This window comes from Paenibacillus sp. LC231, from assembly GCF_001860525.1.
Classification (GTDB): domain Bacteria; phylum Bacillota; class Bacilli; order Paenibacillales; family Paenibacillaceae; genus Paenibacillus_AQ.
On sequence record NZ_JFOM01000018.1, the window covers coordinates 65,507 to 90,199 of the forward strand.

General features: G+C 39.3%; 22 protein-coding genes and 3 pseudogenes. 13 read left to right on the plus strand and 12 right to left on the minus strand.

The window, feature by feature from the left end:
* The first annotated feature begins 8 nt into the window (after nucleotides 1–8).
* Nucleotides 9–1,556: a spore germination protein gene (locus AK95_RS14765; RefSeq protein WP_235613118.1), complete on the plus strand. Its 1,548-nt coding sequence runs from the start codon at nucleotides 9–11 to the stop codon at nucleotides 1,554–1,556.
* 14 nt (nucleotides 1,557–1,570) lie between these two features.
* Nucleotides 1,571–2,716, plus strand: a complete 1,146-nt coding sequence (locus tag AK95_RS14770; RefSeq protein ID WP_071220745.1) for a Ger(x)C family spore germination protein — start codon at nucleotides 1,571–1,573, stop codon at nucleotides 2,714–2,716.
* A 1,137-nt stretch (nucleotides 2,717–3,853) separates the two neighbouring features.
* Here the strand turns inward: AK95_RS14770 and AK95_RS35320 are convergent.
* The 5 genes from AK95_RS35320 to AK95_RS14800 all read right to left on the minus strand — a co-directional run bounded on the left by AK95_RS35320 (nucleotide 3,854) and on the right by AK95_RS14800 (nucleotide 9,165).
* Complete coding sequence (locus AK95_RS35320; protein ID WP_063477453.1) at nucleotides 3,854–4,060, minus strand: CLC_0170 family protein; 207 nt, start codon at nucleotides 4,058–4,060, stop codon at nucleotides 3,854–3,856.
* 17 nt (nucleotides 4,061–4,077) lie between these two features.
* Entirely contained in the window at nucleotides 4,078–5,307 is a 1,230-nt protein-coding gene (locus AK95_RS14785; RefSeq protein WP_231887923.1) for a Ger(x)C family spore germination protein, read from the minus strand.
* Nucleotides 5,297–6,454, minus strand: a complete 1,158-nt coding sequence (locus AK95_RS14790) for a GerAB/ArcD/ProY family transporter (protein ID WP_235613119.1) — start codon at nucleotides 6,452–6,454, stop codon at nucleotides 5,297–5,299. Before AK95_RS14790 ends, AK95_RS14785 begins: the two co-directional genes overlap by 11 nt.
* Entirely contained in the window at nucleotides 6,402–8,009 is a 1,608-nt protein-coding gene (locus AK95_RS14795) for a spore germination protein (RefSeq protein ID WP_082834227.1), read from the minus strand. Before AK95_RS14795 ends, AK95_RS14790 begins: the two co-directional genes overlap by 53 nt.
* A gap of 406 nt (nucleotides 8,010–8,415) precedes the next feature.
* The gene (locus tag AK95_RS14800) at nucleotides 8,416–9,165 is read right to left on the minus strand and encodes a DUF4046 domain-containing protein (RefSeq protein ID WP_063477451.1); all 750 of its coding nucleotides are present in this window, start codon (nucleotides 9,163–9,165) and stop codon (nucleotides 8,416–8,418) included.
* An 843-nt stretch (nucleotides 9,166–10,008) separates the two neighbouring features.
* On the opposite strand from AK95_RS14800, the pseudogene AK95_RS14810 reads away from it, so the two are divergent.
* Together AK95_RS14810 and AK95_RS35325 are read left to right on the plus strand one after the other, a co-directional pair.
* A pseudogene (locus tag AK95_RS14810) lies at nucleotides 10,009–11,057 on the plus strand (IS3 family transposase); the annotation flags it as partial.
* 553 nt (nucleotides 11,058–11,610) lie between these two features.
* A pseudogene (locus AK95_RS35325) lies at nucleotides 11,611–11,692 on the plus strand (hypothetical protein); the annotation flags it as partial.
* A gap of 377 nt (nucleotides 11,693–12,069) precedes the next feature.
* Here AK95_RS35325 and AK95_RS14820 read toward each other — a convergent pair.
* Entirely contained in the window at nucleotides 12,070–12,279 is a 210-nt protein-coding gene (locus AK95_RS14820; protein ID WP_063477448.1) for a hypothetical protein, read from the minus strand.
* Nucleotides 12,280–12,548: 269 nt separating this feature from the next.
* Between AK95_RS14820 and AK95_RS33450 the strand changes: the two genes are divergently transcribed.
* On the plus strand, nucleotides 12,549–13,037 hold the full coding sequence (locus tag AK95_RS33450) for a peptidoglycan-binding domain-containing protein (protein ID WP_074961862.1): 489 nt from the start codon (nucleotides 12,549–12,551) through the stop codon (nucleotides 13,035–13,037).
* A gap of 45 nt (nucleotides 13,038–13,082) precedes the next feature.
* Nucleotides 13,083–13,721: a hypothetical protein gene (locus AK95_RS14825; protein WP_063477447.1), complete on the plus strand. Its 639-nt coding sequence runs from the start codon at nucleotides 13,083–13,085 to the stop codon at nucleotides 13,719–13,721.
* A 168-nt stretch (nucleotides 13,722–13,889) separates the two neighbouring features.
* Here the strand turns inward: AK95_RS14825 and AK95_RS14830 are convergent, their stop codons facing one another.
* Nucleotides 13,890–14,528: a hypothetical protein gene (locus AK95_RS14830; RefSeq protein ID WP_063477446.1), complete on the minus strand. Its 639-nt coding sequence runs from the start codon at nucleotides 14,526–14,528 to the stop codon at nucleotides 13,890–13,892.
* A gap of 23 nt (nucleotides 14,529–14,551) precedes the next feature.
* Nucleotides 14,552–14,965: a peptidoglycan-binding domain-containing protein gene (locus tag AK95_RS35330; protein WP_063477445.1), complete on the minus strand. Its 414-nt coding sequence runs from the start codon at nucleotides 14,963–14,965 to the stop codon at nucleotides 14,552–14,554.
* On the opposite strand from AK95_RS35330, the gene AK95_RS14835 reads away from it, so the two are divergent.
* The 3 genes from AK95_RS14835 to AK95_RS14845 are packed head-to-tail and all read left to right on the plus strand — an operon-like array spanning nucleotide 14,964 to nucleotide 18,027.
* The gene (locus AK95_RS14835) at nucleotides 14,964–15,461 is read left to right on the plus strand and encodes a phenylacetate--CoA ligase family protein (RefSeq protein WP_063477444.1); all 498 of its coding nucleotides are present in this window, start codon (nucleotides 14,964–14,966) and stop codon (nucleotides 15,459–15,461) included. The two genes, AK95_RS35330 and AK95_RS14835, sit on opposite strands and share 2 nt — an antisense overlap.
* A 46-nt stretch (nucleotides 15,462–15,507) precedes the next feature.
* The gene (locus AK95_RS14840) at nucleotides 15,508–16,986 is read left to right on the plus strand and encodes a class I adenylate-forming enzyme family protein (RefSeq protein WP_063477443.1); all 1,479 of its coding nucleotides are present in this window, start codon (nucleotides 15,508–15,510) and stop codon (nucleotides 16,984–16,986) included.
* Between the two features lie 15 nt (nucleotides 16,987–17,001).
* On the plus strand, nucleotides 17,002–18,027 hold the full coding sequence (locus AK95_RS14845) for a cysteine peptidase family C39 domain-containing protein (protein WP_063477442.1): 1,026 nt from the start codon (nucleotides 17,002–17,004) through the stop codon (nucleotides 18,025–18,027).
* A 142-nt stretch (nucleotides 18,028–18,169) separates the two neighbouring features.
* Here the strand turns inward: AK95_RS14845 and AK95_RS35335 are convergent.
* Nucleotides 18,170–18,296: pseudogene (locus AK95_RS35335) on the minus strand (IS256 family transposase); the annotation flags it as partial.
* Nucleotides 18,297–18,318: 22 nt separating this feature from the next.
* On the opposite strand from AK95_RS35335, the gene AK95_RS35340 reads away from it, so the two are divergent.
* A complete protein-coding gene (locus tag AK95_RS35340) occupies nucleotides 18,319–18,612 on the plus strand; it encodes a DUF5348 domain-containing protein (RefSeq protein WP_162487584.1) in 294 nt (97 codons plus the stop codon).
* On the opposite strand, the gene AK95_RS14850 is transcribed toward AK95_RS35340, so the two are convergent.
* Both AK95_RS14850 and AK95_RS34150 read right to left on the minus strand, forming a co-directional pair.
* Entirely contained in the window at nucleotides 18,601–19,263 is a 663-nt protein-coding gene (locus tag AK95_RS14850) for a hypothetical protein (protein ID WP_071220746.1), read from the minus strand. The two genes, AK95_RS35340 and AK95_RS14850, sit on opposite strands and share 12 nt — an antisense overlap.
* A gap of 815 nt (nucleotides 19,264–20,078) precedes the next feature.
* Complete coding sequence (locus AK95_RS34150; RefSeq protein WP_162487585.1) at nucleotides 20,079–20,294, minus strand: hypothetical protein; 216 nt, start codon at nucleotides 20,292–20,294, stop codon at nucleotides 20,079–20,081.
* A gap of 156 nt (nucleotides 20,295–20,450) precedes the next feature.
* On the opposite strand from AK95_RS34150, the gene AK95_RS14855 reads away from it, so the two are divergent.
* The 3 genes from AK95_RS14855 to AK95_RS14870 all read left to right on the plus strand — a co-directional run bounded on the left by AK95_RS14855 (nucleotide 20,451) and on the right by AK95_RS14870 (nucleotide 22,595).
* Nucleotides 20,451–21,134, plus strand: coding sequence for an SOS response-associated peptidase (locus tag AK95_RS14855; protein WP_063477437.1), 684 nt, complete (start codon nucleotides 20,451–20,453; stop codon nucleotides 21,132–21,134).
* Between the two features lie 511 nt (nucleotides 21,135–21,645).
* Nucleotides 21,646–22,065, plus strand: coding sequence for a hypothetical protein (locus AK95_RS14865; RefSeq protein WP_063477439.1), 420 nt, complete (start codon nucleotides 21,646–21,648; stop codon nucleotides 22,063–22,065).
* 179 nt (nucleotides 22,066–22,244) lie between these two features.
* A complete protein-coding gene (locus tag AK95_RS14870) occupies nucleotides 22,245–22,595 on the plus strand; it encodes a DUF3221 domain-containing protein (protein ID WP_063477440.1) in 351 nt (116 codons plus the stop codon).
* Between the two features lie 60 nt (nucleotides 22,596–22,655).
* Here the strand turns inward: AK95_RS14870 and AK95_RS14875 are convergent, their stop codons facing one another.
* Nucleotides 22,656–23,897 carry a chymotrypsin family serine protease gene (locus tag AK95_RS14875; RefSeq protein ID WP_071220747.1) on the minus strand — a complete coding sequence of 414 codons (1,242 nt, stop codon included), beginning with the start codon at nucleotides 23,895–23,897 and terminating at the stop codon, nucleotides 22,656–22,658.
* Between the last annotated feature and the right edge of the window lie 796 nt (nucleotides 23,898–24,693).

Consider the following 24,693-nt stretch of genomic DNA (forward strand, 5'->3'; position numbering starts at 1 on the left):
TAGCTAGGATGAATAAACTATTCCGACGAATGAAAAGATTATTTGGAAATCAGGGGGCAGAAAGCAAGAGGCCATCGCCTAATACAGAGGCAACAGTCTTGCAACCACTTAATGAACAATCACTCATCCAACACTTTAAAATGTGTCAAGATGTTAAGCACCATGTTTACAAATTAAACCCTGATGATGAACAATCGAGAATCCTATTGCTTTATTGTGAGGGGTTAAGTGACAACAAAACATTCATTCATGAAACTGTGCTTCCTCATTTGACCCGATTTTATGAAAACAATGGTTTTCATCATCAGGAGGAAATAGTCGAGTCGAGCCAACTACAATTAGAGTTCGTTACTCTTGAGGAGTGGGAGCAAACGGCCGAAACGGATATTTTTGAAGGCAAACTGCTTTTGTTTATTCCGACCCTACGCTCCTTATTCTCCCTCGATATCTCAAAAAAACCAGCGCGAAATCCGGAAGAATCCAGTATTGAGGTCTCGGTACGTGGACCAAAGGATGGATTTGTGGAAGAACTTGGAGTCAATGTGGCGTTAATTCGGAAACGAATCAAATCAACCAGTATGGTTTATGAAACGAAAAAAGTAGGCGTTCGCACGAAAACAACCGTTGCGATTCTATACATGCGTGACATTGTTGATCCTAAGATTGTTCAAGATGTAAAGAATAAATTAGATGATCTTCACATTGACGGAGCGTTTAGCGCCACTCAGCTAGAAGAATTAATGGAACCGACAAAAGCATTATTTCCTTTGATGGGGTATACAGGCAGACCAGACTTTACCGCTAACTGTATGCTAAATGGCCGTGTAGCGTTGATTGTGGATGGTACACCAGCTGCGTTGATTGCGCCTGCCAATTTATTTTTGCTTGTGAAAGCACCCGAAGATATCCACTTTACTGCTTTGTCAGCTACATTTGGTCAAACGCTTCGTTTACTTGGTTTGTCCGTATCGCTACTGCTTCCTGCATTTTTTGTTGCCATTCTTTCCTATCATCAAGATCAGCTGCCCTATTATCTGCTTGCCACTTTGGGGATTAACCGGTTGGGAATCCCTTTTGATGTGGCAACTGAAATGTTTATTGTACTTATCTTCTTAGAAATCCTGCGGGAAGCTGGTACCCGACTCCCTTCTGCGGTCGGCTCCACGGCAACGGTTGTAGGAGGACTTATCCTGGGGGATGCGGCCATTCGTGCTGGATTCTTATCCCCTGGTATTGTTGTCATCGGAGCAATTACACAAATCTTTGGTTCAACTTTATCGAGCCTATCATTGGCTGGAACAATTAGTATCTTACGCTTTTTTCTTTTCATTCTGTCTGCCATGCTTGGCATTTATGGCTTCTTTCTTGGATTATTTATTGTGCTCAGCCATTTAGCCTCATTGCGTTCATGCGGCTTGCCTTACTTGGCCCCAATATCACCTCCATTTAAAGACTTGGCCAACGCTTTGTTTCGATTACCTTGGCCATGGCGAAAAACTCGACCGGACATGTTGAAGACACGAGATTCTACAAGGCAAGGGGACAGGCATAAATGAGGAGATATAAAAGTATGGTTGCACTTTTCCTTCTTCTCACCCTTACCGGTTGCTGGAGCAGATATGAAGTGCAAAACATGAACTATGCTACGGCTGTTGGAATAGACTATGTCGATGGTCAATACACCTTATATGTGCAATTGCTTGATTTCTCGACAGTGGCCAAGCTGGAGGGACAGCAAAAAGCGGAGCAGCCCCCGGTTTGGGTGGGCAAAGGCGAAGGTTCCTCGTTTACGGAGGCGGCAAATGATTTGTACAGTACATCACAACAACGCTTAAACTTGGGACAAATCTCTGCCATTTTGTTCAGCGAGAGATTGATGAAGGAAAACAAAGTCGGAGAAGTGCTGGAATTGATCAATCGTTATCGTGAAATAAGGTACTTGGCCTGGCTGTTTAGCACAAGAGAGCCTCCTGAAGAAATCTTGCTGGCAACCCCATTTTTTAGATTATCGCCAAATGCATCCATTCTTCACAAGCCCGAGCAAAATTTCAGACAGCGTTCTATCCTTTCTCCGGTCCGCCTGCAACAATTTGTACTGGACTCAAACGAAAAGGCCAGAACCAGTTATATACCGTCTTTATCGCTCCGCAAAGGTCAATGGCAGGAATGCAATAAACCAAATGTGCTGCTTAGATATTCTGGCATACATGTATATGATCTACACAATTATTATGGACGAATGGATCTTAAGGATTTGCCGGGAATGCCCTGGCTAAGTACTCACACGATCCGAGTACCTCTTGATTTGTTTGCCGAAGAGAAGCTTGCGGCTGTTCTTGTCGCAGAAAAACCCAAATATGAAGTGACTCCTATTGTGAAATTGAACAAGGCGTATTTCGATATTTCAGTAAAAGTGAAGGCAGGGATCAATGAATTGCATACGGACCTTACCGAAAAGGAACTCACACAAATGGCTCAGGAAAAAATAGAGGAGCAAATCCGCAAAACGTATCAAACTGCTTTTAAAGAGGGTATAGATATTTACAATTTGGGCGAATCTTTGTATCGCAAACATCCACATCAATGGAAGAGCATTGCCACAGGAAAACAGCAACTCGTTTTAAACCAAGATTCCCTGCGCCATGTAAAGGTTGAGGTGAATATTGTTTACCCTGGAAGATATAAATTACATGAACATGGTGAATCCACCTCGTGATTCTGGCAAGTGAAATTATTCCTGCAGTAGTTCTTTTTTAACATAAAAACAAAATTCTCCATATGCATTGTACGTGGTGAATTGTATTGCTTTCATGTAGCAGCGCTCCTTGTTGTTGTGGTTCTCATCAAATTAATTCTTTCTTTATGATATAGTTACTTACAAAAGGGATCAAGATCAAGTTACTACAGCTGCTTCAGCTATACAAATAGAGGACAAAGTGTACAGTTGTATACACAATGAGAAGCCTTGCTATTCTGTTTTTTGCGGCATTGAAATCGTTGAAAATGTACACACATAAGGATTGAATACTGAATGACGGAGAATGAGAGCCATTACGATCCTAAGTTTTTGTTTTCACCCTGAGGCCCGCAACCGAATCAATTCTTGAATTAGCATAGAAAAATGCACTATCGCGGTCGCCGACAATGGCTGAATTCTTCCAGACGAAGAAGGATTTAAATAGAACTTAAAATAATGGCTTTGTTAAACTGTGTTGTTGATTTTCATTGAAGTAACGAACAGAAGAGTTCAATGAGAAGGCTTCCATTCGGCAAAAAATAGACATTTGCATTCAAGCCGATTCGGAGCTTATTATTGATAACGAAATAGTAACACTTCCGCAATCGGGCGCTTTTCTTGAATAAGATGCGCCCATTCTTTATATTGATAAATATATCTTTATCAAAAGTTCCCTTATTCCACCTTTTCGAGGGGATGGGCAAAAACATCCGAAATGTATTCCTACCCTAGAGGATATGAATTTTTTTGGTAAGGGGTCGGTTGTGTACATATGTTTACTACTTGATCTTCACTAAGGGACTCGCAGTATATATGGGCAAAATTTGATCTATCAGCATGACTTAGGGATAGATGAAGACAGTGAAGTGTAAGCGAAGATTTTTTTGTGAGCAGGACTAATCATTTATGCATATAGATATCTTACTCCATGCTTGCTTGCATCACTACAACACCTTTCTATCCGTGACTGCAACGGATAAAGCATGAGATCGCAGGGGTTGCCGCTACCTTGATAAAGCGGTACATCAACTTCAGTGAGTTTTTAATTCAAACCTGGTTCACTCTTGCTATGAATACCTCTAGATAGCACGAAAATAAACTGCTTTCAATTTTCTACTACCGACCTATTCCAAGGAATTGCAAGGTGACCACGATAGAAGTCAGAAAGACAGATAGGATTAATTGGATCCATCCTAACCTAAGCGCAACCATTCGTTCTTTTTTCATGTGTTTTCTCCGAAATGTCGGACCTTCTACAGCTAATAAAAATAATCCAGACAGGACGAAAAGAGCCACCAAGGACCACCCTAGATTAAGTATCATCTTCAAAAGATCCTCCCTTATTTAACTTTCATACCTACTCTACGAATGTTCACTTTAACGTTCACATGTATGGACATGCCGGCATACAAGTTCTCCCAATCATTCTTAGCTCGAACATTCTCATTCCAGTAGGATCGTTCATGGGCTCTTACATATTCACCCAAACCAAAAATATCAGACTTAACCTTTTGCGTCTCCTTTATCAGGTCGTTAATAGCCATAGTTGTTCTCCGTTCTTGTTCTTCCTCAATTTTTTTCAAGTCTAGAGTCGTGTCAATATTTGTATTCGCAGAGAGTTTTTCAACGAGTTCACCATGAATATAAACATCAATATCAGCATGTGGCTTTCCATTCTGTATTCGAACTTTAGTGTAACTCTTTCGTTTTTTGGCTCTAACCATGACATAACCCGTATCTTGGACAGGGAACAGGACTGTATAACCTCCAGGATTTATCCCTTTTGCTGCCATATATACGCCAATTTCAATAGGGCTCGACGTTGTTCCAACCATTTTATTATTTCTGAAAAAAGCAAATCCATTAATCAGGATATTTTCACCTTCTCGTATCGAAATATAGGGCAAAAACGGGTTTTGTCCAAGTTTAGAACCATTATTCCAAAAGTGTGACAAATACATCTCTGGAAATTTCCCCATCTCAACGGATTTTTCCAGCATAGAAAGTACATATAAAGTGGGTACGCGTTCGAGAGGAGGAGCAACTTCCATCAAATCAGAAGCTTTTGTATCGGTAACGAGTAACCAGGTTGAACGGCGGACTTGCGCATTCCTGCGAAAAACATCATTCAGATCATCCAAACCTCTCTCCGCGATATTCTCACTGATCACGATGATCCTGAGGTGTTCTAAAAAGCGAGGATCTGCTATTTCCTGTTGCAAATTATTCATCGCATCTTCGATCGTGTGACCCACAACCTGGACAACCCAAACCGGACTGCTTTTTTTACTATCTGAGCTACCTCCATTGCCAGGACCGAGTGGAACGCGTCCAGGCACCGCGATTTGAGCAGTTAAACGGATCATGTTTTTATTAAGTTGTTTAACATCTCTTTCTTTGTGATTCGCGAGATCTTCCTTTTTGGAGGCTTCCGGGCCAGCCTCATCGATCGCTAATCCTAAGATAAGGGCACGATCGTCGATTTGGGTACTATCCCAACATCCACTCAATAGCACAGAAATAGCTAGGAGCTGCAGATAAACAACGACTTTCATGAATTTATTCTTCAACGGGATTCCCCCTTATTTTTCGTATTACAGCGATAATCCATAGTAGTAATGGATAGCCCAGTGTTAATGAAAGGCCAACTTTACCTACGATTTCACCCATTCGGTATAACTGAAATATATCTTGTGGGATCATGGCAACAAGGTATAGAAAGGGGAGAAGAAAGCTTGAAAGAAAACCATGATCCTTTAAACCAAACGTCTCGCGCGCAGCATAACTTGCCAAATAATATGTAGCATAAATGGTCGTGAACACAGTAATAACCAACACGGCAATAAATATAGCGTCTAAGCGTTCAAAAATTTTACCGGGAAGGGAAGTTAATCTTGCTATTTCCAGTGTTGGCCAAATCAGTTGAATAGTCTCTTGAGGGCCGAAAGCAGCAACAGTTGAGATAACGATGATGAAATACAATAATCCAGCAATAGTCCCTCCAAGCATACTGGATCTCAATGATTTCTCTGGTTTTTTCATAAAGGGAATGATCAACGTGATAATCAAGGAGCTTTGAAACAATGCTGTGATGGACAATCCCCCCCCAATAACGTCCTTGGGATGGTTACCGATGATGGGTTGCAGATTGAGTACCTCAGCATTTTGAAGTGAGATCAATGCAATACCAAGGACAGGTCCGAGGATAAATGGTAAATAAAACATGTGGATGTAAGAAAATCTGATTATGTTTCGTCGCGTCGTTACAGTGGCAAGCAGCAATAATATGATGATGGTGACTTCAATAGGTGTTTTCCGCAATACCGCGGAAACCACAACCTCGCCAAACTGCCTTACGGTCAAGGCTGTAAGGATTACAAAGAAAAGAACCATACATAGGTTAACCGAATATGCAACTGGCTTTCCGAGGATATGCTGACTATACTGAAACAAATTTTCCTTCGGAAAACGCATGCCTAAAACGGTTATCAACCAAATACCCAATAAAGCAATCGCAATTCCAGCCAATGTGATGAGAGGAGCGCCACTATCCGCAGTGGCAGCTGCGATACGAGGGATATCGAGTACACCACCACCAATAATAGAGCTGATGACTACGGCCGATGCTTGAAACCAGGTTATGGATCTTTGTCTGTACATGAATTTATCTCTCTTCTCTTGTTGGTTGTAATACGGAATCTGTGCTGGGCTGATCATTGTCTGAGAGCCTCGTATTATCGAGTGTATGCAGGTGGCTTGGACGGTGAGACATCCACCATAATGGCGCCCTCATAAGAGAATCTTTTAGCCCTTGCTTATTTCCTGGAACAAAAGGGGATAAGTAAGGAACTCCAAACGAATCAATGTTCAATACATGATTGACAATGAATAGCATGCCAATCACCATACCGTAAATGCCAAACATGCCTGCTAAGATAATCATTGGAAATCGCAGCATACGTACTGCGATCGCAGCATTATAGGCTGGAGTTGCGAATGATCCAATGGTGGTTAAAGCAACAACGACGACAGTAATGGGACTAACAAATCCCGCTGAAACAGCCGCATCTCCAATAACAAGAACACCCACAATCGAGAGGGCGCCTCCAATGAGTTGAGGGAGCCTTAATGTGGCTTCACGTAGGACCTCCATCGACACTTCCATAATCAAGATCTCAACGACGGCTGGATAAGGTACACCTGCACGTCCGCTTGCCACAGCGACGGCAAATTCAGTGGGAATCAATTCCGGGTTAAAGGAAATGATCGATACGTACAGCGCTGGAATAAACAGTGAAAATAGTAAGGCAACTAATCGAATCGTACGTATCAAGCTGCCTATAATAAAACGTTCTGTATAGTCATCTAGGGTTTGATAGAACTGATTAAATACCGCAGGAATGATCAAGGCAAAGGGGGACCCATCGACCAGAATAGCTACACGTCCTTCCAAAAGAGAAGCGGCTGTTTTATCCGGTCGCTCCGTATTTTGAACTTGTGGGAATGGGGAGTAGGGATAATCCTCGATGAATTGTTCAATGTAGCCCGCATCCAATATCCCATCCGTATTAATCTTAGATAGCCTTTTATTGGCTTCATCGATCAGTTCTGGATTTGTAATACCGTTTAAGTAACAAACAGCGACCTTTGACTTGGTTTTTTGGCCGATAGGTTTGATGGTAATTCGCAGGTCAGGCGTCTGCAATCTTGCACGAAGGAGGTTTAAGTTTGTTTCTAAAACTTCAATGTATCCCTCTCGAGAGCCACGAATGACCTGCTCCGTTTGAGGTTCCTGGATTCCTCTTTTCTGAATAGTGCGCGTATCTAACAGGATGGCTTCCGAGGAGCCTTCAACCACGAATAGGGTGTTTCCTTGAAAGAGGGATTCAAGAATTAAGCTCACTTCTGATATGTTTTTTCCCTTGCTTACATGTAAATATTCACACCAGATCATATCGATCAATTCCTGACAAGGAACATCCAAGTCTTTATCATGTGAGGGAGTCAGCATTAAAGGCTTCAGTATATCTCTATAAATGGAGGGTTCGTCAACCAGGGATGACAAGTATACAATAGCCCCGCGGTATTTCCCGAAGATAAGAAACTCTCGATTGATAACATCACCATTTTCCCCAATTCGGGCATGGATCTGTCTCAGGTTCTCATCTAACGCTGGACTTAACCGTTCGGAATGATGATTTGATAATTTCCCTTGAATGAATGGTGCCTCTTTTTTTCGAGGCATAGAAAAATGACGTCCTCTTTTAAACATAGCGTGAAACACTCCAAACACTGATTTATTTTTATAGTTCTTACCATGTGTAAAGATGTGGAGATTTATTCATCTACACGGTGTTGAAAACACACTATTAATGGATACCTAAAAAGTAAAAAATCAGACAGCCTTTGACGGTTGTCTGTTAGATATTCATATTAGACCTTTCACCGCAATTCTATAATCTCTTTTTAACCTTACCAAAGATTTTCGTCATCCCTATGTTCTCATTCATGATATAGAGTAACGAGCGGGAAACGAAAACCCAATGTATGAACTAGAAGTAACTCAATACAATAGATGAAAGACTTCTGGATAGAGACTCTCGTGAACCTCTATTTTCGGTAGGGATTTTTGGCTCCGAATGGCAATAAGAACTTCCAAGCACCTTCGAACTGAATCATTATTTACCTGAATCGCCGGCTTCATCTAACCACTTTCTTACATTATATAATCGCATGTTAAATGCTGTTTGAAATAATCCGGAATATCCATACTTTTCAAAGTGGGTCTTCTTTAGTTTTAAATGAGCTTCATCGTATGAGGAACAGCTAAGCTTATCAAAAATGAGACTGTTCATGGCCTTTTTAATGTTATGATCACTTCTCCAATAATTCATAGGGACATTATTAAATTCCCAAGGTTGAAATTGGTTTGGGTATACGGCATTAATGGCCTGATATGGAGAATCACCAAACAAAGAAAGAATACCAGTCAACCTATGTTGTTTAAAGAAGTGACAGTCTATGTGCTGTGGGATTTTGTTGTGTGGAATATTGCACTTATTTTCAATAACATATTTGATCGTTTCCACAGCACGTTCTAATCCTATGTGTCCCCTCCAATAACCATTCGATACCTGTTTAAATTGCCATGAGTGAAATTGCCCGGGATAGGCATGTTGAATTAGTTCCATAAAACTCCATCCATGCATGCTGGCTGGAGGCCGCAGGCGGTGGCTCCACAGGAGTCTAGCATTCACTTTATTAGGAATATCCTTAGTCGGTATGTTCAGATGCTTTTCTAATAAGTATTGAGTTAGACAGATAAGATGTGTCTTTCCTTGCTTCCCATCAAAAAAATAGTTAGGAAAACGTGCTCGCTTTCCTTCTAATACTTCCCGATATATCGTGATTATTTCTGACGACTCCATAATCCATTCCTCCTAGGGTGCTTTTTTGAACTAACTAAAGCCTAATTTCCCACTTACAACACCGAGAAATTGGGCTTTATATAATGGGATTTCCTTAGCTTTGCAGTCTAAGCGGAGTTCTGGTGCCATATTAATGATGCAGGTTATTTTGGTTTTACCTCGACGTTAGCAAGGCGATTTGTAACATATATCTGTACTAAATTGATAATTATCAGGACAAGCAGGGGAATATACCCAGTCTTTAGAAAAAATAACTCCGAAAGTAAAAAATCCAACCAAATGTTTCATGAATTTTAAATATATTCAGCAGTGTGAACAGCCTCCTTTGTTAAATACTTTTCCACCATATGACTCATTTATTCACACTTAAATTGTTTTTGGGGTCGTTATTTTTACCAAAATGAAATCATTTGTTTCTCTTTGTCCATTTAATAATTCAATATAAAGAATCATTTGCTTTTAAATTCTGTAGGGTTCAGATTTAGCTTGCTTTTTGGGATGTTTCCACAAGAATGTGACATAGCAGAGCTTTATATTTCGAGAGGTTTTGACACGCTCGTTTAGATAATGTCAGCTAGGCAGGAACTATCCTAATAAATGTGTCATAAAGTATGCTTGGACAACGAAACCCTGTTCGACAGCCGGAAATTCAAAACGATGCGCTACATTCTATCCTGACTGTCATTATAATAAGAACCTATAAAAAAGGTCAGCCAGTAATATAAAATGTACCCCGTAGAGTAGACACCAAAGGTCTACTCTACGGGGTACTTTTCTATATACTTAAGGAAATAAAATTCGGGGAGAAAACCATGAGTATTAAGTTAATTTAGTCAACGTGATGTGAACAAGATAAAATCCAATCCGTATGTGAAAAGCGTAAGTCAAAAGAGTATTACGTACACAGATGAATTCAAACGCTTATTTATTGCAGAATATGAGTCAGGTCGACTACCCAGAGAAATCTTTGAGTCCTGCGGCTTTGACATTGAAATCCTCGGAATGGTTCGTGTAAATAAGGCTGCAAAACGTTGGAAGAGTGCATACACGACCAGTGGGTTAGATGGACTTACAGATACACGTAAGGGAAACTCAGGTAGACCTTTGGGTCGTGAGCTATCGATGGAGGAGAAGTATGAACGTTTGTTAGCTCAAAACAAACTATTACAAGCAGAAAACGAACTGTTATAAAAGCTCGAAATGGAAGAAAGGAGACTGATGAACAAGAAATTCAAATAGCTAATACAACAAAATTCACATTAATTCATTCCGTTATCCAAAAGTTTCACCTTATTCGTATGGTCAAGTACCTATGTCAGATCGCTGGTGTATCCAGATCAGGCTACTATAATCATTTTTCAATGCAGGCACAGCTATGTCGCAATCAGAGGGATCTACAGGATGAAAAGGCTAAGGAATGGGTCCTCAAAGCCTTTCGTTACCGCAATCGCAAAAAAGGAGCACGTCAGATTAAGATGACGTTAGCCCTTCAATTTGGTGTGAACTTTAACTTAAAACGGATCCGTAGAATAATGAAAAAATATAACATTGTTTGCCCCATCCGAAAAGCAAATCCTTATCGTCAAATGGCTAAGGCTACGCAGGAACATCGTGTATTAAAAAATGAATTAAACCGTAAATTCAAACAAGAAACTCCTGGGAAAGTACTACTTACTGATATTACCTATTTATTTTATGGACAAGGGAAGAAAGCATATCTCTCTACGATTCAAGATGCATCTACCAATGAAATTTTGGCTTATCAGGTGTCGGATAAGATTACGCTTGATATTGCACTAGAAACGGTTAAAAAGCTAAAAAATAACCGGTCAATAACACTTACATCAGATGCACTGATTCATTCTGATCAAGGATTCCACTACACAAATCCAATTATTAATTTTTTACATATTATAGTGGACAAAATAATAATAAACAAACCAACTTATATATTATAATAATTCGAGTGTAATCTATTGACTAGAGAATGAAAACAATACTTTGCGGTCTAGAGCAGCTACCCTGTCACTAAGCCTAAAAGTTTGTCTCTCAAGAAATTATATCGAAATATCTTGAACTTTCCCTAGAGGTAATTCAAGGGTTATGGTTTTAGCAACCGCTCTGTGTGTTAGCTATCGTTTCCGGAAGACGGCCGATTCATCTTGGTGGGTGTACCGGATTTCTGAATATAAAAAAGTCGGACTATGTGGGGTAAAGCGGTCATTTAGATAGCCGGTACGCAACGTAGCCAACCATAATTAAAATACCAAATTATATAGAAATATAGATTTATTAGGTAAATTCATCTATAATTCTAATAAAATTTGGTGTTAACTAGAAACGACATATTTCACAACGTCCAGTAAGCAAAATGAATTGAAGTCCTAAAAAGCTTGGATGATAACATAATGGGTTGCAAAGTTTTTGCTTGAAGGAGGAAGCTATATGAAAAGTACAGGAATTGTCCGGCAGGTGGATGAGCTTGGCCGGATTGTGATCCCCATCGAATTACGACGGGTTTTGGGGATGGATGTGGGAGAGCCGGTTGAGATTTTTATCGATGATCAGGCGAATCGATTGATGTTTCGTAAATATCAATCGGGATGTTTGTTTTGTGATTCGATGGAGTCGATAAGTTACTTCAAGGGGCGGCAAGTTTGTGGATCTTGTTTACGAGATATGGTGTCTCAACCTGACTTAGACTCAATGGCCATCCTTGAAAGCGCCGCCGCTTTGGAAAGCGATGATCAACCGGAACAGGGGAGTAGTATTGGAGGAAAAAAAGGGGACAATGCCTTGAGGCGGCTCGCCGAGGTGATGGAGACCTATCCCAACGCTACGCAAGGCGAATGGGCAAGAAAGCTTGGTTTTTCCCAAGGTTACGTGAGTCAGTTAATTCGGAAGTTAGATAAAAAAGCCTAACTCAGCAGAGTTAGGCTTTTTCTTTATTTTTAAAACAGTAAATTCTCGAAAAAATTCTGTTGCGGGCGCCCCCGGGTAGTTTTGTATTTCACGCTGCACCTTTGTAAGCATTTCCAGATTTTCAATCGCTTCTATTCTTTTAGCATTATAAAGCGATATCTTGGGATTGCTAGCATGAGTCCTAAATTTCACCCCTTATTTCTCCACTAATAACACCTTGTATCCTATCGATAATTCAGCATATCGGATAAATTTCTTCAACTCTTCCTAACCTTTAGTCTGGTTTAGGTGTTTATATATATAACCAACGGAATACTTAGGTTTTAAGTATTTTGTAGGTAACCACCCCTATTTTTAGGAATTTAATAACTATTTTTATATTAAATGGTGTTTATGGTAATAATTTGTGATGTAATGGTTTACAAGTTTATGAAGTTAATATAAGAATACGAGGTGGTAAAATGAAAAAAGCACTGTCGAAAGTCTTATTGCTTGCTTCATCTATTTCTCTATCCAGTATGTTATTTTTAGGTACTGCAGCTGATGCACTTTTCAGGGAGGAGTTCCCAACACTTCGTTCCGGTTCTTCTGGAGGGTATGTTAGAGCACTTCAAGCTAACTTGTGGTCATCTGGATATCAATCAACAGTAGGAACGATAGATGGCAGTTATGGTTCTGGCACTACAAATGCGGTGAAAGCTTTCCAATCAAGAGAAGGATTGACATCAGACGGGGTTGCTGGCTCAAGTACATGGTCAAGGATGGATACTTATGTGATGCCTACTGGGGGGTATGGAGAATACCGTTACCTTCATCCTGGTAGCACAACCTACCAAACTATATATTCATACTATGCGACTAACGTCGATGTAACTATGAATTATTATCTTCAGTACAGATCAAATGGAAATGTGGTAAGTTCTGGTTTGGTTTTCCAGAGATGGCTCTAATGTTATCTCGAATATACTCAATAAAATCAATAGGAGGATGAATACATGAAAAAGTCTATTCTAATTTCTTTAGGAATAGTGGCTGCTTTGGGAGCAAGCACTTCAATTTATGCTTATACCGCTGAACAACCGCTTGTAACAAATGTAAATGAAAGCAGCATATCTGAGTCTACACCGTCTGATTTGGAAGGTGTTGTTAATGAAAGCGATTTTACTGAAAATCAACGTCCTGAACCGGTTACTGTAAATATTGATATTGAAAATGCTTCGACTGATAATATCCATATTCCGTTAGACTTGGCAGATCGAACAATGTCTCAAGCGAATATAAGTACTGCGTCTAACAATTCTATTGAGAAATTGGTATTGGCAAATGAAACTGATTGGGGAACAAATGTAGAAAAACAAGTAATCTATGCTCTTAAGAGCGGATCAGAAGTAACGTTTTTCCAAGTAGACCGTGACCCAAGGGTGTCTATTGACTATTTTAAAAATTTGAGCATATATGACTCTAGTGAAGTGTCCGTGATTGATATCAATGGATTCCAAGCAGTGACTACAGATGAAGGCCCAAGGAAAACGGTCCACATTGTTACAAATGATCATGTATTTACCGTGGGTACAGTTTATGAAGATGTGACTCTTGATTACCTGATTGAACTAGCGAAAGAAATTAAAGAGTAATCCAAAAGGCACACTCAAAGAAAGGAGCAACTAGGCATTTTGCGGAAGCTTTATCGATGGATTTGACGGAAGTTAAACAAGCGAAAACCCACCGCGTATGAACTGCACCCCAATTGTTAGACACATCTAACATTGGAGGTACAGTTCAATCCCGGTGGGTTTTTATTGTTACTCCTGAATTTGTTGGAGTACATTCATTACATCATCAAGGTCTCCAGTGGAGGTGGAGACATTAAACAGATGATCATTCAAGAATAAATGTGCGGCTTTTCTATGTTCGCCATCTACATAAACAACGGTATGGCCGTTGATTTCGGTAACTTCTGTCGGTTCTTTATAGAAGCCCTTTATAGTCTCGATGGTACTTCCCTCGACAGGTACCTGATTTACAATAATCTCAGCACCATTTTGCGATTGGTATCTTGCTATGAAATGAAACTCACCAGGAGCAACTTCATTAGCAGTGATAGGAGTGAGTTGTTTCAAATTAGGAACATCACTGCTTTGTGCAGCACTTATTCCTGCAGGAGCTGTGTCCTTGATTGATTCAGGAATACGCACTTCAACACCCTCTGGAAGCTGAGACAGATCAACTCTCTTGTCTTGAACTCCCGGATCAGGCGGGACTACTGTTTCTTGAGTGTTTGAGGCGGTAATTCCTTCACTTTGTTGTACTGTATTTTCTTCTGTAACCACTTCTGGAATCGTAGTATCCCCTTCGGCAGCATAGGACTGATACGCATATCCAGCACCTGTTAGAAGTAAAGCCCCTGTCGCACATGTAACAAGTATTTTTTTTATCTTCATTGTATAATGTACCTCCTTGTTAATTAATTGACATATCCGAATTTAACTCTCGCGTTATTAGACTTATACAGTACTTCGTATGATACTCTAGTTCCGTTTGCATCGTAGAAGGTCCAATAAGTCGAGCTTTGGGGGCTATCTAGGTACCAATGTTTATCGGTTGAATAGAATGAGTAGTAATCGAACCTATTCCATGTAGATGAACCAGCTACACCGTCAGCGGTAACACCCGCATATCTTTGAAAGTTCATAACCCCTGTTTTTGTTCCGGATCCAAAACTACCATCAATCGCTGTATATGGTTGTTGTCCGAACGCCCACAAGTTAGCCTGTAAACCTGAAACATAACCACCAGTTGAACCTTCTCTCAAAGTCGGCCACCAACTGAAGCCTGCTTGAGCAGCACTTGCTATACCACTAAACAAAAGTGAACCCATGAGCGAAACTGTTACTAGAGAAACCAACTTCTTCTTCTTCAACGAATACGGATTGGAGTATGGAGATATTATCGTAACTGGAAAGATGCAATTAGCTATGCCTCTTGTACGTTATAGAATTGGTGATGTAGGTCGCTTTTTAAAGGAAGAATGTTCTTGTGGCTCAAACGAACCTATCCTTGAAATTTTAGGTAGAACGGGTGAATCTGTAATCACACCTAAAGGCCCTGTAAATAGATCAGTTCTCTCACAAATTTGGCTTCTATTAAATCCTATAGCTGATATTATACAAATACAAGTTGAACAAAAAAACTACGAACTGTTCCATATAAAATATACCGGAAAAGGTATTATTGATAAAAATGTTAAGACAGAAATAGAAAAGGCATTAAAGAGGTTTTTGAAATGCGATATATTTGTGACAACAGAAAAAGTTGACATAATAATTCCAGATTCAAGTACAGGAAAGGTTAGATCCTTTATTCCATTGTCATAGTTTTTGAATCCAGCATATTTTATTATTTTTCATTGGAGATCATATTATGTATATGAGCACTAATACTATACAAAGTGTATTTACTGAAACAGCACGAAAATACCCAGATAATATCGCAGTAATATGGAACACCGAAAGTATCACATATGATTCATTGTTGGAAGAGGCTCTAAAGCTTTCAAATAAACTTGGAAACCCAACCAATATTTCTGTATGTCTTCATAACCCTATTTTTTACTATATTTCATATTTAGCGATCCTTTTTTCCGGAAGCGTTGTTGTTCCAGTATCAATAAAAAGCACAGTACAGGAACTTAAAAATCATATTCGAGAAACGAATTCAACTATTCTTATAACAGATAGAGAGGATGTTTTATTAGACCGCGAAGAATTCAATATAAAAATTCTAAACTATAGCGAAAAAGAAACCTTTATCAATAATGACAGGGATATAAGGTATTTAAAAGATGGAACAGCAGTTTTGATACCGACTTCAGGGACGTCAGGCAAATCCTCTAAGATTGTCCAATTATCTCATTCTGGCTTGTTATGGGTCGCAAAAAGGCATAATAACAGAGTTTTTAAAAATAGTATTCATAAGACACTAATTATCCTTCCACTAACATCAAGTTTCGTGAACACAACACAACTACTGGCACAATTAATTTTAGGTGGTACTTCAGTAGTTTATTCTAAACCCTTTTTTCCACGAGATATTTACAAATTAATAAAGGAGCATGGAATTTATTCACTGGGTTGTGTGCCTACACATTTGCATTTAATGAATCGTTACCCTCCAAAAGACCCAGACTTACTATCATCTTTAAAATTTATAATTAGCGCCGGTGATTATACTCCGGCGCAAGAACTAATTGAAGCTAGAAAGAAATTACCAAATACAAAAATAATAAAAGCCTATGGACTTACAGAGGCAGGGCCTAGAGTTTCTTGTACTGACCCCGATAGTGATATATATCCTAGCACTGATGATAAAACTGTCGGTAGACCTTTTGAGGGCATCCAACTTCGAATAATCACTGAGAATAATGAACTATGTAAAACAAATCAGATCGGCGAAATTCTAATTAATAGTCCTGGCAATATGATTGGTTATTATAATAATCCAGTAGCTTCGAGAGAAGTACTAAATAATAATTGGCTAAGAACAGGGGATTTAGGATACCTGAACGAAAAAGGGGAACTATGTATTATTGGAAGAAAAAAGAATGTCATTCTGGTTGGAGGAAATACAATATACCCTGAGGAGATCGAAGAATTTTTAGTTAAGCAAAAGGATATATTAGATGCTGCGGTTTATGGTAAAAAGGATCCTATTCTTGGTGAATTAATAATAGCTTTATTAGTAACAAATAATGCTGATGACAACTCTATTACTGAACTAAAGAAGATATGCCAACAAAATTTAAGCCCTTATAAGATTCCTCATTATTTTTATAATGTGAATAAAATACCTAGGAATGAGAATGGGAAAATTATACGCCAAAAATTATCGTATATTGAGTAAAAGGAGATTAGAAGAATGAAACAAATATTAGAAATGGGTGAACCATTAATTAAAAGTTATCCATTCCGTGCTAATATTACTTCTATACTTAACAATCATCCTCACTTTTATGATTGGCTATTTAATAATCATGTACAATTATTTTGTGGAATATATCCTGCAGTAACTAATTTTGATACTTACCTGGATACATATGAACCTTTAAGCCGAATACATTATCCTCTAGTCGAAGTACAATTTATAAAGAAGGATATTTTTAATAGTATTGAAATGGATGTCTGTGATTTTATAATTAATAGCATAAACTTAGGTTATTATGTATATTTAGGTGTTGACACCTTTTATTTGCCATTATATCGTAGTTCCAACCATATAGGTCATGATATTTTTGTATATGGTTACGATTCTAAGCATGAGCATTTTTATGTTGCTGATTTTTTCAATGGGACTTATAGTCGTGAAGTTGTAGAGTATAAATCGTTTAAAAAAGCTGTGGAAAGTGAGTATTCGGATACTAATGAATTTAAAGGTGTCCAATTGCTAAAAAGAATTGATGAAGGACACCAGTCGAAGTATCAATTAAATCTTGATTATGTAGTGACTCAACTAGAAGATTATATCAATGAGTTTAATACTTCGATGAGATATGCAGCATTAGAAGTACCGCTTTTAGACCCGGAAGGTAGGACTTCAGGAAATAGAACTTGGGGGGTAGGGGTTTATCGTAGTTTAGTAGAGGTATTTGATCAGGAAGAAATATCGCCAGTAACATTACGATCTCTTCATGCCTTGTATGAGCACAAAAAACTGATGACCATGCGTGTTAAATATTTAATGAAAAGTGGATATTTGGATGATGCTATACAGTTTGAAAGTACATTTTCTCATATTGAAAACGATGTATTGAAGTTAAGAAATTTTTTCATGAAATGTTTGATGAGTAAAAAGTATAACAGAGAGAAGACTCAAAAATGGTTACTCGATATACAAAAACAAGATGGCGATTCTATTAAACATCTTATTGAATTATTAAAGAGATAATTTGTAAGTAGTCGCATTATTGCGACTTGTCGAGGGACAAGAACATGATCCCATATAAAGTCGCTAATTTAGCGGCTTTTTTATTTTATCGGTACAAGTTCTTGTCCCGAGCCAAGGACAAGAAAATCCAGATACTGGTGCTCTCGGCCTCCAGCATTTCTTGGAGTGTTTCTGCAAACAGATCTTTCAAGGCGTTTTGTGCATCCTGCACGGTCACTAGATTATGATCTTTAATGAACACGTAGCTGCTGTTTATCCCAAAGTCCCATGTGTTCTCCCAACCTTTCTACTATGTTCCATTTTAATAGATTTAGGAGTTTTACACACCACAATATAATAGATCCTGTAACTTCGCCAATTGCAGCAGACGGCGTTCTTACCCGTAATAGTAACGGAAGGTTTACACTAGTTGGCCGTGAACTTACCTCCGGAAGATCAATTGAATACCTATACAAAGGCGATTCCGATGATATAGAAAGCTGGTATCCGTGCCGTATTGAATATTACAACGATGATTATCTGATTTGGAAACATCCGGAGATCCAACTCGTAGGTTTACTCGCCCTCTGTGAATTATCCTTTTAGCGCTTTGACAGCATCGAGCACCCACCATGCAATGCCCCGCTTAACAAACTCACTTTCATTCTGAAGCCCTGCCTCGATAATAAAATCATTAACCTTGTCCCGGACTTGGTACTGTACAAGTTCAAAAGCAACACCTTTGCTCTTGATGCCAAGTACTTTCGAACTCTCATCCAGCTTTACCCGATCTGCGATTGAAGTAAATAGCTCTGGAAAAATCATGATTAGCATGCGATGGACATAGAAAACAGGCTTATTTCCCCGTGAGAAATTAAAACGATCCAAATGCTCTATAAGTCCAACTTTCGAGATTTTAGCGGGCATCCTGTAATCCAGATCAGCATTTTTGCGGAGCATGAGCAACTGCTTCAACTTGTCTTGAGTAATTGGATCATTGACAAAGACAGTAAAATTAGCTTTGTTCATTTTAGCAACGCCTTCGGCCGAGACATCATTAGCGTTTTTATCGAGCCAGTAGGGTTCGAAAATCGAAATTGAAGAAGATTCATCCCAACTGTTAATTCTTTGCTGAATCTCGTTTAAAAACCGCGTGGCAGAAGGTTCGATATGTTCAAATTCAGCCTTAGATAAATCAGTCCTTAGTAATTCAAGAGCCTTTTTGAACAGTTTTGTGAGATCTACAGTTTTGGTCATATTTGCCCTCCACATCATTCCATTTTCATCTTCTATTTATATCATGCGAATAAGGAAAGTGATGGCCAATTATTAAAAGTGAAGTAGTTCATGTTCACTACTCCAACATTTTTTAAAGAGCTGTTCGTCTTAAAAGTACAGGCTTTTTCTTGTAGTATGAAGATTATGGTAACCATTCTGAGTCATAGGGGCATCTAAATGGATGAGAGATAGACACTAAGGGTACTCTTGAAATGATTTGGCAACGTATCATGGAGAACGAAGGAAGCGAGTTTCGGCAAATAAGAGGGAGGACTTATACCTATAAACTAGCCGGGTATAATCTGGTACCAAGTACCACAAATTATCTTATTTCCAAAACACAAATTGAAAAGACTTTGAAACGTATGCCAGTATCCGGACCAAGAGCGTTACAAGATCTGATGGGACCATCATATTTGTATGCAATTCTATCGGATCTTCGTATCAACGCTTAAGGTATTCTTGAAGAAGCAAATAGAAAGATATACACGCCAACTTTTGAACTTTGATGTTCGTAGCTTATACTATGTTCACTCCAAGGAAGACAGCATTACGATTTCTTTGCACCGTTTAATTTTGGATTAGAAGAAAACGCCATATCGTCCCTTTTCTTTGGCTAGAGGGTATCAGCTCCACATGCCCTCATCGTACGAGATGAAATACTCCTTAGCGATGCGGAACAATAAACGATCTCGATAAATTGATTCAGTTTGATTTGGGCAGGATTCAAGCCCCCCAAATACGCAAATGGCTTGTTTGATATTCAATATTTATAATCCAAAACGTGCTGTAATTTATGCATTTCTACCTTTGGAGAACACCGGTTTTGCGGAAGTACGCGCAAACGTCGAGTACGCCGTGAGAACTGAAGTCCGGTGAGCTGATCCATGAGCTGATACGGTAATCGCCGCTGTCGATGCCCGTTCGATCGTCGCAGATCCCGGCGTGATGCTCCAGGTTATGACCGCTGACTCAACGTACATCATCATGTGTACGATGAGCCCTCTCAAATGCAGAGCCCTCCGATGTTTCCACTTCCCGGCAATTAAGAGGTCGTAAAGTAAGCTCACCCTTCATCGATGGCATGCGTATAGACAATCCTGGTGTTTTGTGGAAGTTAATTATCGGTGATATTGGATAATATTAATAAGAATGGGGGGATATCAATGTGCGGAAGATTTACCCTAACTATTAACGAAAATGAAATCGTCGATCATTTTAAAGTGAGCAGGGTCGAGTATGAGTTAAAACCGCGTTACAACATAGCGCCTTCTCAAACGATCGCTGTCGTAAATGGAAGTAGCGGAAGAAGGGTATTGGAAGGATATAGATGGGGACTTGTTCCATTTTGGGCCAAAGATATTAAAATTGGTTATAAGATGATTAATGCCAAGGCTGAAACGATACAATCTAAGCCGGCCTTTCGACATCTTATTTCCACGAAACGTATTATTATCCCGAGTGACGGGTTTTATGAATGGAAAAGAGAAGGGAAGGACAAAAAGCAGCCGTATCGATTCCAGATCAAATCAAAGGGCGTGTATGGCTTTGCCGGTTTGTACGACGAATGGAAGGATCCGGACGGAGAGACACTGCGCAGTTGTACCATAATTACTACCAAACCAAATGATTTGGTGGCAAATGTGCATGATAGAATGCCGGTTATTTTGGATGATAAAAAAGCAGACATCTGGCTGGATCCGGATGTACAAGATAAAGAAAAGCTTCAGGAATTATTATCTCCTTTCCCTGCTGCCAACATGCTTTCCTATCCAGTTTCTGCTGCAGTAGGGAACGTTAAGAATACGGGTTCGGAATTAATAGATGAGATTCCGTTAAACTCAAAATAAGACCCACTTCCACGCTAAGGCGTGGGAGTAGAGTAGTCGTCTTCTATGTAGGAGATGATAAGATGAGATATAATGGAAGAAGCGAGCCGAGTTCATCGGCTGAGAATTCTACTGACTTCTTTCTGAAAAATCATGGAAGGGACTGTTTAAAACTTGGGATGGATTGCAAAACGATATGACAACATTTCAGATGTTAGCCAAGAAGCTAATAAAAAGGAAGTGCTACAGTTCAGTAATGCGGAGTTACTTCTACTAGAAGATGCATTGAACATCGCACAAAGAGAGTCCGGTCAGTACATTAGCATAGGAAAAACACTGTACAAAAACGTGCGCGGTCACTTAGATTCCCAGGGCTATAGATTCAATGAAGACGGATCATATTACCACATTTCTCGAGGTTAACCCTATCTCCTAAAGGATAACACTTGTAAGTTGAAGCTGTCGACCGCGACCTGTGTGCGTATTGGAGGTAGTAAAACACTACACAAATCACCGAGGGAGAAGAGCTCAATTGAAAATAAAATTGCAGATAACCGAGTTTGTATTTTCACTATCATTCACTATGGCTATTATCGGGAGTTTTTTTGCTATTCGAGCTAATATTCTCGGTACATCAATTTCTCTTTTTTTTCTAATAGCTGCTATAATTTATCCTATTGTCGAAGTAACCATTTCCAAGAAAAATTACGGACACGGTATATGGTACAATCGGTTGTTTAATACGTTTGAATTTCATATTGGATCTCTCACGGATTGGAATATGATTGCTGTAAGAGCAGCAAAAATTCGACGACTAGCTTCGAAAAAGGGGGTTAGTGTATTATTTTATACGGATCATTACAAGGAAGAACGGCTTCATGAACTGGCAAAAAACATGAATATTTTCAATAGAGATTCGACGGGCAAATCCGTTGCAATGGTTGGCTTATAAATGTACAAGTATCGGGGCTACTTTCTACAAGAAAGAGGCATGGAAACGTAAAAAGTATCCTTTAGTCCGATGTATCATGGAGCCTGGCAACGAAATTTAGTATGAATTTGATAGCAACATTCTATAGGGAAAAACCGTCAATTATTGAGGAAGGTACAACAGTTTTAGGAGGAATATGAATGAAAAGGTGGAGTTTGCTTGTAGTACCTTGTCTTTTCTTGTTTATTGTTGGTTGCTCTGGAAATGAATCAATCAATCCTGAGAAATGGGATCGTTCAAGTGGCTATGTGATTGCAAAAGAAGACCAGAAAATATTGGTAGTCAGGCATAAACCTGAACTTGAAACTGGCAACATGTCAGTATCAGAACTTCTCAAACAAAACCAACCTGATGCAATCTGGATAACGCTCAAAAATCCAGAAGTGTATGACACTATAGCAATAGGTGATAATGTGGAGTTAGGTATTGAAGGAGTAATTAAAAACTCCTATCCCGCCCAAGCCAATGCTACCGTAAAAGTCAAGAACTAGTGTCATTTACAATGTTAAAAAACGCTTTTGTGGATTGGTTAGCCACAAAAGCGTGTTTATTTAAAACGATGAATCAGTATAAACACCGGACATTCCTAGACCATCAAACACACGACTATACTTCGAAAAGTAATCGTAAACTTCATTGCCATTTTGGTCCAATAGCGATCCTGCATAAACTCCTTCTATACGAGCATAGTTTTTTGTTCCGTTGTTAGCGATAGAGTAAACCAGCCCTCCACTGTCTCCACCAATTGCACCGGATAGCGTAGTGACAACTACATCTTGTGTATCTCCAGGAATGTCAAAGGAGTTATCAATAACTTGAACTGGACCGAAGCTGGAACCATTACCGGACCGTGCATGGACTCTTACATAATCTCCTACTTCTCGGTAATAGCCTGCATAATCCGTTGTTCCGATTGTCATAGAATTCCCATTAAGGAAGACGCTTGGAGTCACAGTTACATTAGTAGTATAACGGATATATCCAGCATCAAAGTTTCCAAGTAGACTTCCATTAGACATATTCCCGATAGCGGCAGTTCCATCCGATTTATCATACCAAGTACCATTTCCACAATGCCCTGCTATAACGCCGACATCGTTTCCATTGGCACGCCCGTTGAAACCAAGGCTACACTGATATTCACCGCCCGTGACAGTTCTCTCAACTTGTTCACCGGGATAAAGATTGTATGCTTTTTTCTTGACAACAAGATCGCCAAATACCCAATTAACCATATCTTCATCAATATGTTTAAGTATTGTTTCCTTATTGATTTTATAATTTTCCTCCGTGATGTAGACATTCACTTTATTCTTTTCTACACTAATTCCGACCCCTTCAAGACCTAATTCTATTGCTAAAGCAGATAATGCTTCCTTAGAGGAATACAATTTCTCCTTGGAATATTTCACTTTTTGAATTTTGGTTTTATCTTTGAACTTTGCGATACTTTTGATTTTTTCTTCATTAGCAAGTGACGTGTCTGTCAGTAAAATAACATTATAGCCATCTTCATCGGTGTATACTCCACCGTAAATATCCTCCATATTAGAAGTGACGAATTCTTGTACCTTTGCACGATCATCAAGTATTTGAGTTTTCACATATTCGACTTCTGAAAAAGTTTGCGTTACAGCATTTTGTGGTGCAGGGCCTGCCTCAATGGGGATTTCTCCTGGAAGAACTGGAGTCGGATCATTGAAATCCTGTGCAAATACTGAGCCTGAAATCAGAGATAGAGACAATATTGCAGCCGTGCTAAATCTGGTTAGGAATCGAAGTTTCTTTTTCATTTGTCTGCTCCCTTCTTACATTAATTTAATGATGATACAACAATTGCTGAAATTGTGACCTAATTCACTTCCTTTGTGTAAATTCATCCCATTACTGGGGGGTTTACTATTTAAACGCATTTTCCAATGATTTTGTTTCATATAGAATTGAAATTAGTATGATTTAATTTTGAATTGGCGTTTGAATGTAGCCAAAAGGCGCCTTTTCCAATCGAGGATTTTGAAGTTACAGAAGTTTTCTGATCAAGTACATCAATTCAGCAGTTGTATACATAAAGCGAGCGCCCGCGGCAACGGCCGGGCTCGATCCAAGCCGCGCATGTATACAATTAACCGAACCGGCGACACTTCAGCCAGGATGAAATGTATACATTTTCGTGCATGCTTACGAGATCCGGAAAAATGTATACACCAAGGGGGAAGAATATGTCCAGAGTACCAATTCAGATTCCGATTGAGCTTAAAGAAGAACTGGAGGACTTAAAAAGGGAGCTGCAAGAAGAACTGGTGGCTAAGTGTCGGGTGACAAAAACATAGTATCATTAGAAGCCGCTGATTATGCGGCTTTATATATTTATGTTATCAAGTTCTTGTCAAAACACAATGACAAGAACTTGATAACATTCCCGATCTGATCTCATCGACGGCGGCAGACGCCCTTTTATTAAACTCCCTCGAAGTGATTCAATTTCCTCACTCAAACTCATGAATTCGCAGGATTTCACCCTGAGCTAAACATGAAAGAAGAGAATCCAGGGGAGTCGGTGGCTGGGGACAGTAGAAAGGGCATGCGGGA